Origin of the sequence: Niveispirillum irakense DSM 11586 (genome assembly GCF_000429645.1) — a bacterium.
GTDB classification, from domain to species: Bacteria; Pseudomonadota; Alphaproteobacteria; order Azospirillales; family Azospirillaceae; genus Niveispirillum; species Niveispirillum irakense.
Genome location: NZ_AUCG01000023.1, coordinates 291,110 through 306,292, shown reverse-complemented (window position 1 = coordinate 306,292; position 15,183 = coordinate 291,110). Strand labels below are relative to the sequence as shown.

Genomic DNA, 15,183 nt, shown 5'->3' with positions numbered 1-15,183 from the left:
GGAAGTAGGTTCCGCCGCGCATCGGGGGCGCCGTCCCGCTGACGGTTCTCCGCCCTTCCCTCCACCTCCAGGAACGGGTCCCGCGGGATGAAGTCCGCCGTCATCGTCTTTCCCGGCTCCAACTGCGATCGTGATATCGCGGTGGCGCTTGAGCAGGCCTCTGGCCGTAAACCCCACATGGCTTTCCACAAGGACACCGATCTGCCGGATGTCGATGTGATCGCCGTACCGGGCGGCTTCTCCTATGGCGACTATCTGCGCTGTGGCGCCATGGCCGCCCATTCACCCATCATGAAGCTGGTGAAGGAACGCGCCGCCAAGGGCGTGCGCGTTGTCGGCATCTGCAACGGCTTCCAGATCATCACCGAGGCAGGTTTGCTGCCCGGCGCGCTGATCCGCAACAAGTCGCTGAAATATGTCTGCCGCACGGTGGGCCTGACGGTGGAAAGCACCGACAGCGACTTCACGAAGAAGTACGCCAAGGGCCAGGTGATCGGCATTCCGGTCGGTCATGGTGAAGGCAATTACGTCGCCGATGAGGAGACGTTGAAGCGCCTGGAAGGTGAAGGGCTGGTGGCGTTCCGCTATACAGCATTGCCGGGTCAGGCTGCCGATCAGGCCAACCCCAACGGCGCCACCAACAACATTGCCGGCATTTTCAATGCAGAGCGCAATGTGCTGGGCATGATGCCGCATCCCGAACGCGCCTTTGATCCGCTGCATGGCAATACCGATGGCCGTGCCTTCTTCGATAGCCTGGTGGAGAGCCTGTCGTGAGCGCCACGTCCTGGAAAGAACCCGAGGTCACTGAGGCGCTGGCCGCCGAGCATGGCATCAAGGCGGACGAATATGCCCGCCTGCTGGAGATTGTCGGTCGCAAGCCGACTTTCACCGAGCTGGGCATCTATTCGGTGATGTGGTCGGAGCATTGCTCCTACAAGTCGTCCCGCGTCTGGCTGAAGAAGTTCCCGACCACGGCCCCCTGGGTGATCTGCGGTCCGGGCGAAAATGCCGGCGTCATCGATATTGGTGACAATCAGGCTGCCATCTTCAAGATGGAAAGCCATAACCACCCCAGCTACATTGAACCGTTCCAGGGTGCGGCGACGGGGGTGGGCGGCATTCTGCGCGACGTCTTCACCATGGGGGCGCGTCCCATCGCCAACCTGAACGCCCTGCGTTTTGGTGAGCCGTCCCACCCCAAGACCCGCCAGCTGGTCGCCGGCGTGGTGTCGGGTATCGGCCATTATGGCAATTGCGTCGGCGTGCCCACCGTGGGTGGCGAGACCAATTTCCACAAGGCCTATAATGGCAATTGCCTGGTCAATGCCATGACCGTGGGCATCGCCGATCAGGACAAGATTTTCTATTCCAAGGCCGCCGGCATTGGTAACCCCGTCGTCTATGTCGGTTCGAAGACCGGCCGCGACGGTATCCACGGCGCCACCATGTCCTCGGCGGAATTCACCGAGGATAGCGAGGCCAAGCGCCCGACGGTGCAGGTGGGCGACCCGTTCACCGAAAAGCTGCTGATCGAAGCTTGCCTGGAACTGATGAACACCGACGCCATCCAGTCCATTCAGGACATGGGTGCCGCCGGTCTGACGTCTTCGTCGGTCGAAATGGCCGGCAAGGGCGGTCTGGGCATCGAGCTGCATCTGGAAAAGGTGCCGCAGCGCGAAGTGGGCATGACCCCTTACGAGATCATGCTGTCGGAAAGCCAGGAGCGTATGCTCATGGTGCTGAAGCCCGGCAGCGAGGACAAGGCCCGCGCCATTTTCGAAAAGTGGGAGCTGGATTTCGCCGTCATCGGCCATCTGACCGATACCGGCCATTTCGTGCTGAAGATGCACGGCCAGACTTACTGCGATCTGGAACTGGCCCCGCTGTTCGATGCGGCCCCGCTCTATCATCGCCCGACGGAGCCGACGCCGGCGCAGCCGGCCCTGGACCTGGACGAATCTGCCCTGTGGCCGTCCGACCTGTCGTTGGCCGACATCCTGGCCAAGCTGGTTGCTTGCCCCGATCTGGCCTCCAAGCGCTGGATCTGGCAGCAATATGACAGCCAGGTGGGTGCTGATACCCGCTTCCTGTCCGGCCAGTCCGATGCCGCCGTGGTCCGTGTGCATGGCACCAACAAGGCGCTGGCCATGTCGTCTGACGTGACGCCGCGTTACTGCTTCGCCGATCCGGTGCAGGGTGGTCGTCAGGCGGTGGCGGAAAGCTATCGCAACGTGTCCGCCGTGGGCGCGCTGCCGCTGGCCATCACCGACAACATGAATTTCGGCAACCCGGAAAAGCCCCGCATCATGGGCCAGTTCGCCGGCTGCGTGGAAGGTATGGCGGAAGCCTGCCGGGTGCTGGATTATCCCGTCGTTTCCGGCAATGTCTCGCTCTACAACGAGACGAATGGCGAAGGCATTCTGCCGACCCCGACCGTGGGCGGCGTCGGCCTGCTGGCCGATGGCCACAAGGCGGTCGGTCTGGGCTTCAAGAATGATGGTGACGTCATTCTGCTGGTCGGTGAGACCGAGGGCCATCTGGGCCAGAGCCTCTATTTGCGCGAAATCCTGGGCCTGGAAGCCGGCCCCGCCCCGGCGGTGGACCTGGAAGCCGAAAAGCGCCACGGCACCTTCGTGCGTGAGGCCATTCAGGCCGGCCTGATCACCGCGTCGCATGACGTGTCGGATGGCGGCCTGCAGGTGGCGCTCGCCGAAATGGCCATGGCTTCGGGCAAGGGCGCCGATCTGGCCGGGCTGGATGGCTGGCACATTGCCGAGCTGTTTGGCGAGGATCAGGGCCGGTATGTGCTGACGGTGAAGCCGTCGGATGTAGAGGCTGTGGAAACCAAGGCAGCCGAGGCCGGCGTCACCCTGACCCGTATCGGCACCGTGGGTGGCGACAGCTTGACCGCCCCCGGCGGGCACGCCATCTCTGTGGCGGCCCTGGTGGAAGCCAATGAGAGCTGGCTGCCAGCCTATATGGACGGCAAGCTGGGGTAAGTCTATTGCCGGTGGGAAGCGTCTGCCCGATGCGTCCCACCGGTAAATCCCCGTTTTGAGAGAGGAAAAGCCCATGGCGATGCAGGCATCCGAGATCGAGTCCCTGATCCGCGAGGCGTTCCCCGATGCCGTGGTGCGTATCGATGATCTGCGCGGCGATGGCGACCATTACGCCGCCTATGTCGAAACCCCCGCCTTCAAGGGCAAGACCCGTGTTGCCCAGCACCAGATGGTCTACGCAGCCTTGAAAGGCCGGATGGGTGGCGAATTGCACGCGCTGATGCTGACCACATCGGTGCCCAAGGACGCCTGATCAGCACTCCACGATGATCCCCTGTTCCAGAGCGGGGATCGGCGCTATATGTAGCGGGATGTGTCGCACGCCCGGTGGGCGAGACGGCTTTTAGGAAAGTGTGAAAGATGGACCAGACGGTTGCCGAGCGCATCAAGCGCGACCTCGCCGACAATGACGTCGTGCTGTATATGAAGGGGACCCCGGTGTTCCCGCAGTGCGGCTTCTCTGCCGCTGTTGTGCAGGTGTTGAGCCAGTTGGGTGTCAAGTTCAAGGGCATCGACATCCTGGTCGATCCAGCCCTGCGCCAGGGCATCAAGGAATTCACCAACTGGCCGACCATCCCCCAGCTTTATGTGAAGGGTGAGTTCGTCGGCGGTTGCGATATCGTACGCGAAATGTACGAGGCTGGCGAGCTGCAGGATCTCCTGCGCGACAAGGGCGTCGCCTTCCAGGACGCTGCCTGATCCGCTTCAGGTATTGCTCAAGTGAAAAGGCCGTCCCGGATCGGGGCGGCCTTTTTCATTCATGCTTGCCGGCCTTGTCGATCAGGCCGCGACGCGGTGGTCGACCTCGGCGGGTTCACTATTGTCCAGGGCAAACGGGCCGGCGCCGAATGCCACCACCTGCAAGAAGCCGCCAGCCATGGCGATATTTTTCCAGAACATGATCTGCTGGATATAGGCGGCCTGCGCATCGGCCAACGCCCAGTAATTATGGAACAGCACACCGGTCACGACGCTGAACAGAGCCAGGGCCAATGCGGCCAGACGGGCCTGGAACCCCAACAGAACCATCGCTCCGCCGACGACCTCTGTCAGCACCGCGGCACCGAGCAGCAGACCAGAGGGCAGGGCGATGCCGGCGCTGGCGACATAGCCGAGGCTGGCATCCCAGGCTACGATCTTGCCCAGCCCGCTGGTCAGGAAAATGGCTGACAGCATGACCCGGCCGATAACGGGTACGAAGTCGATATATTTGCTGAAGCCGATCATGATTACTCTCCTTTCAGAAAGGGCGGCGCTGTTGGCCGGCCCGTTGTTCGTCTCTGAAAGAAAAATTACTCCCGGCCCCTTCCTGCAACAATCTGCATAAATTAGGACTATTTGTCCCATTTTTCAGGACAATATGAGAGGGGCACAAAAAAGGCCGCATCCCGGAGGATGCGGCCCGATTTGCCAAGCCCGAAGGCCCGATCCTTAGCGGGAGTAGAACTCGACCACCAGGTTCGGTTCCATCTGGGTCGGGTACGGAACGTCCGACAGGCCCGGAGCGCGCAGGAACGTGCCCTTGAAAGCGCCGGTATCGACGGTCACGTAATCCGGGAAGTCACGCTCGCCGGACTGGATGGCTTCCATGATGATGGCGAAGTTCTTGGCCTTGGCCCGCACTTCCACCACGTCATTGTCCTTGACCTGGTAGGAGGGGATGTTCAGGCGCTTGCCATTCACCAGGATGTGACCATGGTTGATGATCTGGCGAGAGGCGAACGGGGTCGGCGCAAACTTCATGCGGTAGACGACGGCGTCCAGACGACGCTCCAGCAACTGGATCAGGTTCTCGCCCGAATCGCCCTTACGACGAACGGCTTCCTGGTACAGCTTGCGGAACTGCTTCTCGCCGATATTGCCGTAATAGCCCTTCAGCTTCTGCTTTGCCATCAGCTGCAGGCCGTAATCGGACGGCTTCTTGCGGCGCTGACCGTGCTGGCCGGGGCCATATTCACGCTTGTTGACCGGGGACTTGGCGCGGCCCCACAGGTTCACGCCCAAGCGGCGATCAATCTTATACTTGGCTTCTTGACGCTTGCTCATAACAAACTCCACAGCACCGCCATGATCGGCGGCTTGTTGTCCCGGTAGTTCCCCGCCCTTTGTCCCACCCGGTTGGAAAAGACAAAAACGGAGACGGGGCGCCGAACAGTCGGCACCCGCCTTCCCAGGAATGGGCGGGGTATAGGGGATAAGGGTGCGCCTGTCAAATAGGCTTCTGTGGGGGCACCGATGCGCCGGGAGGAGGGCGGATTGATAAGGGTCATTGCGGGCAATGATGAAGTGACGCACGCTTCATCATCCAGTCCATTGCCCTGATCGCGACCGCCATGCCTGCACCCCGCCGTTCCGGCCTTGTCATTACCAGCCTTCTAGGCGTCGTCACCACCATCCTTCTTCTTGTCTTTGTCGCCCATGCAGGTGGCGATGCCCGCTTCTTCTATAATCAGGAGGGCTTGATCATCGTCGTGGGCGGCGTGATCTGCGTGGCCTTGTTGGCCTTCAGTTGGGCGGAGATCACGGCTGCCCTCTCCGCCGTCGCCTCCATCTTCCGCCATAATAATGGGGTGGAAGCGGATGTGGCGCATTTGGTGGAAGTGTCCAAACTACTTTATGCCCGGCAGGTCCAGGCAGCGGATGAGAAGGCGCGCAAGGTTTCCAGCCCCTTTTTGCGGCTGGGGCTGCAGATGGTGGTGGATGGCGCGACCCTGGACGATCTGATGAATGTGATGAACTGGCGCATCCAGAAGCTGGTGGAACTGGAGCAGGGGCAATCCCGCTTCTTCCGTGTGCTGGCCTCCTTTGCGCCGGCCTTCGGGCTGCTGGGCACACTGGCCGGGATGGTGGGCATGTTGAAGCAGTTAGGTGCCGGTGATATCGGCCTGATCGGGTCAAGCATGGCGGTGGCCATGCTGGCCACGCTCTACGGCCTGATCCTGGCCAACCTGATGTTCAAGCCCCTGGCGATCAAGCTGGAACAGCGAACGACGGAACGGGTGGCGAACCTGAACCTGCTGCTGGAAGGGATCGTGCTGGCCCATCTTGGCCGCTCCCCATCTGTCATCCAGGATACATTGCAGAGCTATCTTCTGGATGCGCGCGATGAGGTGAGCGGTGAACGGTGATCGCGAACGTCTGACGCCAGACGGCTCCCCCTATCCGCGCCGCCCGCCGCCCAATTGGCGCAACAGCGTACGCCCGTCCGAACATCAGGAAGAATCGGAGGAATGGGTTATCAGTTACATGGATATGGTCACCTTGTTGATGACCGTGTTCCTCGGCATGCTGGCCATTCTTGGTATGGAAGGCCGCTTGTCGGTGGTGGATGACAAGGAACGGGCCGCAACCACGGCGGCCCAGCAGGCGCTGGCCCAGGCGCCGGCCTCGCTGGTCGCGATTCCCGCTACCATACCATCGCTGCTGTCCGCTGGCGCGGATACGTCACCGCCACCGGGTGGAGATGATCAGCCCGATGATAGAGGAAGGGAGAAAACGCTGTCGCCAACAGCGCAGGCGTGGCTGGAAAAGCTTGAAGCGGCGGGCCTGCCCCGCGACGTGGATATCAATGTCTCGGATCAGAAAATTGCCATCGTTGTCCGGGACCGTATCCTGTTCCCCTCCGCATCCGCCACGCTACAGCCGGAAGCGGTTGACCTGCTGCGGCGTCTGGCCCCCAGCCTGCAGGGCCTGCCCGGCTCCATCACGGTGGAAGGGCATAGTGACGATCAGGCCATCAATACCGTGCGCTTCCCATCCAATTGGGAATTGTCTGCCGCACGGGCGGCAGCGGTGGTTCGCGTGCTGCAGGCCCTGGGCCTGCCGGCGCAGCGCATGGCGGCGGCCGGTTATGCCGACAGCCGTCCATTGACGGATGATCCGCTGCACCGGGCGGAAAATCGCCGGGTTGAAATTGTGATTGATACCGATGCAACGACAGCCGGCCGGGCCACCCGCTGAGGGGTGGTCCCGGCCAGGCTGTTCCTTACTGTCCCAGCGCCCGGTCCAGCTCCGCGATGGCGCAGACAATATGATAGAAGCTGCTGGCGGGTGACGGTTCCTCCACCAAGGCCCCGTCGGCCTGCATCCGGTCGAACCAGAGGCCGGGAACCGTCGTATCCAGATACCGAAGCAGGCCGGCCGCACCATCGGCGGCGATGCGCCAATAGTCAGCCTCGCCCGTGATTTCCGCTGCCAGGGCACCGGCCTTGATGCGTTCCGTCTGGGGCCAGAGGCGGGCGCTGTTGTCATGGATGCTGAAATCATCCAGCAGACTGTTGCAGGCGACATTGCGGGCCGGATCAACACCGTGCCGCTCCCCGATCTCCACCAACCGCAGGGCGGCTTTGATCGCACCGGAATGGTTGCGCCGCTGTCCCCAGCGCATCAGCAGCCAAGCCCATTCGAACTGGTGGCCGGGCTCCACGATCCGGCCATCTGTGCCGGCTGCCGGCTGCCATTGCGCATCGAAGAACTCCCGCAGGCCCCCCGATACCGGGTCGATGAAGCGGGTCAATGCCATATCGGCAATCTCATCGACCAGGGCGGCCCAGGCGGGGGCGGTGCCCACCTGTTCCCACGCTTGGGCGGCTTCGAACAGGTGCATGTGCGGGTTGGATTGCTGGCGGTGATCGCCGCCCGGCTCCAGGAAGCCGGCGACCGGGTGGCGCAGCTCTGTATGCAACGCGGCCAGCAATGCCAGGGCCTGCTGCTCGTGCTGTTCCACCACGCCCAGCGCTTCACCCGCCGTCGCCAGTGCCAGCAGCGCAAAGGCCTGATCATAAAGCGTGACATTGTTATCCAGAACCTCGCCACCCGCACTGACCAGGGCGCGGAACAGGCCGTCAGGCCGGCGATAACGGGTCTGATAGAGGTCAAGCCCCAGACGAATGATCTTTTCAGCCGGGCCGTCCCAGCCCATGGAGGCTGCCACTGTGTAGCAATAAATCTGGCGCGGCTGAACGCGGGCACGCCGGGGAGCAGAGACCGGGTTTCCATCCAGTGCCAGCTTCTCGTGGAAGCCACCCTGTTCATGGTCGTAACCCCGATCCCACCAGAGCGGGAAGGCGCTGTTCAGTGCCCAATCCTTCAGGCTGTCGCGAAGGGTGGCGGCGTTCATCTTGGCATCATGCATGGTTTTTCTCCTGCCGCCTGTCATTGCCACAGGCATGCGGCACCGCGCACGCCGGAACTGTCACCCCAGCGTGCAGGAACGATGCGCGCTTCCCACATATCTGAGAAAACATAGGGGCGGATGGCATCGGGCAGACGCTGATACAGTTCCTCCACATTGGAGAGGCCACCGCCCAGCACGAAGACATCCGGATCGAGGATATTACAGATCAGCGCCATGGCACGGCCCAGCCGGTCAATATAGCGGTCCAGTGCTGCGGCTGCGGCGGGCTCACCAGCCCGGGCGCCGGTAATGATGGCACCGCCATCCAGGCTGGCGCCATTGACGGCTGCAAAATCGCGCTGCAGGCCGGTGCCGGAAACCCAGGTTTCCAGGCAGTTGCGCTGGCCACACCAGCATTCCGTTCCGGGTAATTCATCCGGGTTGGGCCAGGGCAGGGGGATATGGCCCCATTCCCCGCCAATGCCGTTCGCCCCTTCCACCAGCTTGCCATCCACGACCAGACCACCACCGCAACCCGTGCCGATGATGATGGCAAAGGCAACCTTGGCGCCGGCAGCGGCGCCATCAACAACTTCGGACAGGGCAAGGCAATTGGCATCATTGGCCATGCGCACATCCCGGCCCAGGGCAGCGGACAGATCCTCGCGGAAAGTGCGGCCATTCAGGTAGGTGGAATTGGCGTTGCGCATCAATCCGCTGCGTGGGGAAATAGACCCCGGAACGCCGATGCCGATCGAGCCCTTTCCGCCCACTTCCTGCTCTACCCGTCCGATCAGGTCGCGCACGCACTCAATGGCGGCATCATAGCTGCCCGGATTGGCCGTTCGGATGCGGGCGAGGAAGTTACCGGCGCTGTCCAGGGCCGCCGCCTCAATCTTGGTTCCACCGAAATCAACACCGATCCTGATCGTCATACCCGCACGCTGAAACCTGAAAGGGAGGACTGCCAGCCAAAGCCGGATTGCGAGCCCACATTACCAACCAGAATGAAATAAGAAAATTGAAATATTTAATCGCACCCCGCGTCGCTTATTCCTCCGCCGTTTTCCTCAATACGCTTTGGGAGGGCAGCAAACGGTGGTTGAAGGGCAGAATGGCGGCCCCCACGGCTGGGGCATCGGCGGCCATGGCTGCCCGCTGTACCGGCGCCATCGTTGGCACCATGCCGGCGAAACCATCCAGCCGCCGGTTCAGCGCGTTGCACAGGGCATCGACAATATCGACCGGCAGCCGTCCCCCCAGGAACACCGCCTCGGGGTTGATCAGGCAACTGATGGCCAGCATGGGATCGATCAGATGATCGGCGGCCTGGTCGATCCATTCCCGGACGATGGCGCGGCCGTCCGCATCTAAACCCGCCAGTTGGTCCGGCCGATCCAGCGGGCAGCCCCGCGCCTGCAGGAAGGCGAACAGGGCAGAGAGGGAGACAGCATCCTGCAAGGTACGGATCGGCCTGTCCGGCGTGGTTGGGCGAATGGGCATAAAGCCGATTTCACCGCTGCGGCCATCGGCGCCGCGGTAATAATGACCATCAATCACCAGCCCCCCGCCAAGCCCCCGGCTGATCAGGATATAAACAAAGCTGGGATGATGCAGCCCATGCCCGAACTGTAATTCCCCCAGCGCTGCGGCTGACGCGTCATTCTCCAGATATACGGGGACAGGCAGCAGCCCCCCAACCAGATCGGCAATATCGGTATTGTTCCAGGCCTCATATCCCGCTGGTTGATTGGGCAGGGAAATCCGGCCCAGATCGTCGGGCAGGGCGACGCCGATGCCGATGACCCGGTCAGCCTTGATATCGCCTTCCGCCAGAATGGCCTCTAGCTCTTTCTGGAAAAATGCCGTGACGGTGCCCGGCAGGGCGAATTGCACCTCATGGGAAGCGCGGGCGCGCACCTGTCCCATGAGATCCAGCACCACCAGGGTAACGTGGTCGCGGTCAATATTCAGCCCGACAGAAAAGCAGCCATCCGGGTTGATCGCCAGCTTCATGGCTGGTTGCCCGCGTTGCCCCGTCAACCGGCCGGCTTCCAGGATCAGCCCGTCTTTCAGCAGCCGTTTGGTGATATTGGCGATGGCCGGTGCCGTCAGCCCCGTGATTTCCGCCAGATCGGCGCGGGTGACGGGGCCGCTGACCCGGATGGCCTGCAAGGTCACCCGCTGATTATGATCCCCCGCCCGTTCCAGATTGGTGCCCGACAGGCTGGCCCCCAGGGAAGGGTGCATGTCGGCAAGACGCGGTGGATTATAGGATTGCATCGCGAAGGTCGATCCTGGACACCGGAGAGTAATTCTTCGATTACAGTGGTAAAGCAATCGGCACAATCATTGTTTTGGTTATTGTTTTCCGCTCTGGCCGCACGGCATCCAGGCTGTGTCCGGCCAGCAGCCACGCCTCTGTGCGCAAAGCTGTATCCGATTGGAAATAATAGTTTAACCCGCCCATCATGACGCTGTAACGCCGTCCCATATCCTGCCGCCCATGGGTGGTGGACGGGAAACATGTCCCCGCCGGTTAAGCAAAAGGGGAATGTTATGGATCGTATCGGGCTGCGCGGATGGCTGCTGGCCGGCATTGCCGGGATCACCGCTATTTTGCAGGCACCCGCCATCCAGGCGCAGGTGGTGCTGGAAGAGATTGTGGTGACGGCCCAGAAGCGGGCCCAGAGCGCACAGGATGTCCCGATCTCCCTCACCGCTTTCAGCGGCGACAAGCTGGTTGATCTGGGTTTGACGGAATTGAGCACCCTGTCGGACTTCGTGCCCGGTCTTCAAATCCAGCTCCAAAGCCCTAATAATCCTGGATATGTGATCCGGGGCATCACCTCGGATAATGGTTCTGCCCAGCAGGAAGCCCGCGTCTCCGTCTTTGTCGATGGCGTTCCCGCCAGCCGGGCGCGCGGCGCCGTGGTGGAGCTTTTCGATATCGAACGGGTGGAAGTGCTGAAGGGGCCGCAGGGCACGCTGTTCGGTCGCGGTGCCCAGATCGGCGCCGTCCATATCATCTCCGCCAAGCCGGAACTGGACCGCATGGGCGGTTCCGGCCGCGTTGCGATCGGTGATTACGGCCAGCAGACCTATGAAGCGGTGGTGAATGCACCGCTGTCCGAAAAGGCCGCCATCCGCCTTGCCGGCATCAGCCGGCAGCGTGATGGATATGTGGAAAATCTGGCACCGGGCACCAAGGAAGACCTGAACGGGATCGGTGTTCAGGCGCTGCGCGGTTCGGTGCTGCTCGAAGGGTCAGAGGATTTCACCCTCACCGGCATCGTCAATTACCAGAAGGATGATTATACCGGCACCTCCTTCAAGAATAACCGTTTTGCCCCTGCCGGCGGGTCGATCAGCCCGTTTGAACCGGCCCAGCTCAACCGTGGCGACGAGCTGGGGGTGGATCGTGAGCTGTTCAACGTCAACCTCACGGCTGAATACCGGCTGTCAGACAGCCTGAACCTGACCGCCATCACCGGTTATCGCAAGTTTGACACCAACGAAGAGTTCGACGCGGACGGCACCCAGGCCTATCTGCTGGAATTCGGGGAACAGGCCCATTCCAAGCAATGGAGCCAGGAACTGCGCCTGAATTATGATGATGGTGACCGGTTCCAGGGCTTTGTCGGTGCCAGCTATTTCCGTGAAAAGGGCTATCAGCTTGTTCCACTGCGCACCAATGAGCGGTCGCTGGCGCTGTTGACCGTTCCGGCGCTGGCGGCCATTGCCGGTCCGCCGATCCTGCCCAATGGTGCGGTCAATCCCGGCGTGGCGGCGCTGCCCAATCCCGCTTTCCCCGGTGGGCTGATGCCGCTGCGCACTTTCGCGGAGGCAGAATTCACCAATTACGGGACCAATACGGCCTACGATGTTTTTGCCGACGGTACCTATAATATCACGCCGGAATTCTCGCTCACCGCCGGCCTGCGCTACACCCATGAAAAGCAGGAATCGGCTTTTGAGCAATGGGTTGATCGTGCCGCGAGCCTTTTGGGCAGCCAGTTTGGCAATGTCGCCCGCAAGGAGCGGGAAGGGGATTTCGACAGTGTGGTCGGTCGCTTCGTCGCCAGCTACAAGCCGGCGGAGAATGCGCTGCTTTATGCCAGCGTGTCGCGTGGTCGTCGCCCGGCCGTGGTACAGGTCACGGCATCGGCGTCCAATACGCTGAAGAACGAGATTGTCTGGAGCTATGAGGCCGGTGGCAAGACCAGCCTGCTGGACGACCGGGTGCAGCTTGAAGGTTCTGCCTTCTATTACGATTACAGCAATTTCCAGACCTCCACCCGGCCCGATGGCTCGCCCATTGCCGTGGTGGTGGATAGTGGCACGGCGACCGCCTATGGCATGGAAGCTGCCGTCAATGTCCAGGCGGCGGACTGGCTCTCCTTCTTCGCTAATTACGGTTACATCCATGCCGAGTTCGATGACACGGACTCCAACGGCAACCCGCAGAACCTGGCCGGCAATACCTTCCGCCTGACGCCCAAGCACAGTGTTTCGCTGGGCGCGCAGTTTGTCCAGCCGCTGGGCGGATCAGGCGTCGACATGTTCCTGACCCCCACCTTCTCCTGGAAATCACGGGTCTATTTTGAGGAAACGAACCTTCCCGCCATCAGCCAGGGCGCCTATGGCACGGCCAATCTCCGCGCCGGCCTGCGCGCGGCGGATGGAAGCTGGACCGTTACCGCCTATGCCCAGAACCTGTTTGATCGGGAATATCTGATCGACGCCGGTAACACTGGCGGCGCTTTCGGCCTGCCCACCTTCATTGCCGGACCGCCGCGCTTCTATGGCGTGGAAGTGTCGGTGCGGTTCTGATCGGGAGAGGCCATCATGTTCGATAATCTGAAAACCAGCACCGATCTGAACCGTCGTTCCTTCCTGGAACGGATGCTTGCGGCGGGCGCCATTGTGGCCACCACGGCCACCACCGGCTTCATCCCCGCCACTGCCATCGCCGCCGCCGGTCGGGGTCGGTTTCATTTCCCGCAAGGGTTGGCGTCTGCTGATCCCCAGCCCGGCGGCATCATGCTTTGGACGCGGGTGGAAGCCCGCGAAAGACAAACACCCGATCAGGTGCGTTTGACCCTGCAAATGGCCGAAACACCGGATTTCACCCGCGTGGTGGTGGAACGCAGCCTGTCCGCCAATGCCGACCGTGACCATACGGTGCGCGTGCTGGTCGATGGGCTGAAGCCGGACTGGACCTATCATTACCGCTTCATCGCGGAGGATGGCAGCGTTGGCACCCTGACGGGTCGCACCCGCACGGCCCCGCTGCCCAATGCCGACCGGCGGGTGAAGCTGGCCTTTGTGTCCTGCCAGAATTTTGAAGATGGGTTCTATGGCGCCTACCGCACGCTGATCCGGCAGGATGAGAAGGCGGCCCCCGGCGACAGGATCGATTTCGTCCTGCATCTGGGGGATCAGATTTACGAGACTGTCGGCTATGGCAATGCAAAGCGCGCTTTGCCCGCCCTGCCGTCCGGTGGTGGTGACACGAAATGGGGGGCCGCCCGCCATGCCTTGAATCTCGCTGATTTCCGGCAGCTTTACCGGGCCTATCTGTCCGATCCGGATTATCGGGAAGCGCGCGCCCGCTTCCCCTTCGTCTCCATCTGGGACGATCACGAATTCGTGAATGATTACTGGCAGACCATCGTCACCTTCACGCCTGAAGGCCGGTCCCTGCCGTCGGGCAAGCTGGCGGCCAATCAGGCATGGTTTGAATATATCCCGGCCCTGTTGACCGGTACGCCGGGCATGGAAGGGGTCGCCCCGGCGGCGAAGGATTTTGCCCCGGCGGAAATCATTGATATCGATGCCCGCAACGCCCCCGTTGATGATGCGTCGTTGTTGCAGGAGCCGAATAATCTGGCGGCCATTGGCTCCATGACGATCTACCGCTCCCTGCGGTTTGGCCGGCATGTTGATCTGGTGCTGACCGATACCCGCTCCTATCGCTCTGACCATGCCATCCCGGATGAGTTGGCCATGGCCATGACGGGGCAGGCGACCTATATGCTGCCCCAATCGCTGGTGGCCCTGATGGATGCCGGACGCACGGCCAATGGTGGCAATCCGCCCGCCATGATCCCGCTGGGTGACAAGCAGATCCCCAACCCGCGCAAAGACCATCCCGCCGGTACCCTGCTGGGCCCGACGCAGAAGGAGTGGCTGAAGCAGACGCTGACCGTCAGCAACGCCACCTGGAAGCTGCTGGCGACATCGGTCCCGTTCCTGCCCATGCGCCTGGATATGGGGGCGATTGACCCGAAAGCGACCACGCTGGTGCTGACGGCCGACGCCTGGGACGGTTTCCCGGCCGAGCGGCGGGAGTTGATGACCTATCTGCGAGACCGGGGTGTGGGCAATGTCGTCAGCCTGTCCGGCGACCATCACCAGAGCTTCGCCGGGTTGATCAATGATGATTATGACGCCCCGTCCCCCACGCCGGTGGCCGTGGAATTCAGCGTCACGGGCATCAGTTCCACGCCGGTTTTCCGTTCCTTCGCGGGGTATCTGAAGCCGGATAGCCCGTTACGGCCGCTGGTGGCCGCCGATGGCGACCGGTTTGGCAAGCCGGGGGAGATGCTGCCCGCTTTCAACCTGACCCTGCGGCACGGCACGCGCGCCGCCATGGCCCTGGCGAAAAGCGGCGATATCGCCACCGCCCTTGCCGCTGACAACCCGCAGCAGAACCGCCATCTGCGTTATGTCGATACGGACAGCAACGGTTATGGCCTGCTGACGGCAGATGGTAATGGTTTGGTTGCCGAACTGGTGACGGTGGAAACAGCCAAGCACCAATATGGCAAGGACGGCGCGCCGATCCGCCGCACCGCGCGCTTCACCGTGGCGCCCTGGGGCCGTCATGCCAAACCGGCCATGGCAGAGCCTGAAATCACGGGTGAAAAGCCTTTCCCGCTCGTCTGATACGCGGGGCAGGGGACTTGACGGCATCGGGCCCTGGCGGCGACCCTTGATGGG

Annotated in this window: 13 protein-coding genes; 8 read left to right on the top strand and 5 right to left on the bottom strand. The window is 62.1% G+C overall.

The window, feature by feature from the left end:
* Positions 1-87 precede the first annotated feature (87 nt).
* The 4 genes from purQ (at position 88) to grxD (ending at position 3,761) form a co-directional block, all read left to right on the top strand.
* Positions 88-777, top strand: coding sequence for a phosphoribosylformylglycinamidine synthase subunit PurQ (gene purQ, locus G473_RS0113570; protein WP_029013547.1), 690 nt, complete (start codon positions 88-90; stop codon positions 775-777).
* Entirely contained in the window at positions 774-3,002 is a 2,229-nt protein-coding gene (gene purL / locus G473_RS0113565) for a phosphoribosylformylglycinamidine synthase subunit PurL (RefSeq protein WP_029013546.1), read from the top strand. The genes purQ and purL overlap by 4 nt, the downstream gene beginning before the upstream one ends.
* A 73-nt stretch (positions 3,003-3,075) precedes the next feature.
* The gene (locus G473_RS0113560) at positions 3,076-3,315 is read left to right on the top strand and encodes a BolA/IbaG family iron-sulfur metabolism protein (RefSeq protein WP_029013545.1); all 240 of its coding nucleotides are present in this window, start codon (positions 3,076-3,078) and stop codon (positions 3,313-3,315) included.
* A gap of 107 nt (positions 3,316-3,422) precedes the next feature.
* Positions 3,423-3,761 carry a Grx4 family monothiol glutaredoxin gene (grxD, locus tag G473_RS0113555; protein WP_029013544.1) on the top strand — a complete coding sequence of 113 codons (339 nt, stop codon included), beginning with the start codon at positions 3,423-3,425 and terminating at the stop codon, positions 3,759-3,761.
* 81 nt (positions 3,762-3,842) lie between these two features.
* Here the strand turns inward: grxD and G473_RS26885 are convergent, their stop codons facing one another.
* Complete coding sequence (locus G473_RS26885; RefSeq protein ID WP_051330267.1) at positions 3,843-4,289, bottom strand: DoxX family protein; 447 nt, start codon at positions 4,287-4,289, stop codon at positions 3,843-3,845.
* Between the two features lie 204 nt (positions 4,290-4,493).
* Positions 4,494-5,108, bottom strand: coding sequence for a 30S ribosomal protein S4 (gene rpsD / locus G473_RS0113545; protein ID WP_029013543.1), 615 nt, complete (start codon positions 5,106-5,108; stop codon positions 4,494-4,496).
* A 287-nt stretch (positions 5,109-5,395) separates the two neighbouring features.
* Here rpsD and G473_RS0113540 point away from each other — a divergent pair, with 287 nt between their 5' ends.
* Positions 5,396-6,190, top strand: a complete 795-nt coding sequence (locus G473_RS0113540) for a motility protein A (protein WP_035707154.1) — start codon at positions 5,396-5,398, stop codon at positions 6,188-6,190.
* The gene (locus tag G473_RS26880; protein ID WP_051330266.1) at positions 6,180-7,022 is read left to right on the top strand and encodes an OmpA/MotB family protein; all 843 of its coding nucleotides are present in this window, start codon (positions 6,180-6,182) and stop codon (positions 7,020-7,022) included. Before G473_RS0113540 ends, G473_RS26880 begins: the two co-directional genes overlap by 11 nt.
* Before the next feature lie 25 nt (positions 7,023-7,047).
* Here the strand turns inward: G473_RS26880 and G473_RS0113530 are convergent, their stop codons facing one another.
* The 3 genes from G473_RS0113530 to G473_RS0113520 all read right to left on the bottom strand — a co-directional run bounded on the left by G473_RS0113530 (position 7,048) and on the right by G473_RS0113520 (position 10,461).
* Positions 7,048-8,196, bottom strand: coding sequence for an AGE family epimerase/isomerase (locus G473_RS0113530; protein WP_029013541.1), 1,149 nt, complete (start codon positions 8,194-8,196; stop codon positions 7,048-7,050).
* A 20-nt stretch (positions 8,197-8,216) separates the two neighbouring features.
* The gene (locus tag G473_RS0113525) at positions 8,217-9,113 is read right to left on the bottom strand and encodes an ROK family protein (protein ID WP_035707153.1); all 897 of its coding nucleotides are present in this window, start codon (positions 9,111-9,113) and stop codon (positions 8,217-8,219) included.
* Between the two features lie 115 nt (positions 9,114-9,228).
* Positions 9,229-10,461 carry an ROK family transcriptional regulator gene (locus G473_RS0113520; protein ID WP_035707150.1) on the bottom strand — a complete coding sequence of 411 codons (1,233 nt, stop codon included), beginning with the start codon at positions 10,459-10,461 and terminating at the stop codon, positions 9,229-9,231.
* A 276-nt stretch (positions 10,462-10,737) separates the two neighbouring features.
* On the opposite strand from G473_RS0113520, the gene G473_RS0113515 reads away from it, so the two are divergent.
* Positions 10,738-13,011: a TonB-dependent receptor gene (locus G473_RS0113515; RefSeq protein ID WP_029013538.1), complete on the top strand. Its 2,274-nt coding sequence runs from the start codon at positions 10,738-10,740 to the stop codon at positions 13,009-13,011.
* A gap of 15 nt (positions 13,012-13,026) precedes the next feature.
* On the top strand, positions 13,027-15,129 hold the full coding sequence (locus tag G473_RS26875) for an alkaline phosphatase D family protein (protein ID WP_051330265.1): 2,103 nt from the start codon (positions 13,027-13,029) through the stop codon (positions 15,127-15,129).
* Positions 15,130-15,183 lie beyond the last annotated feature (54 nt).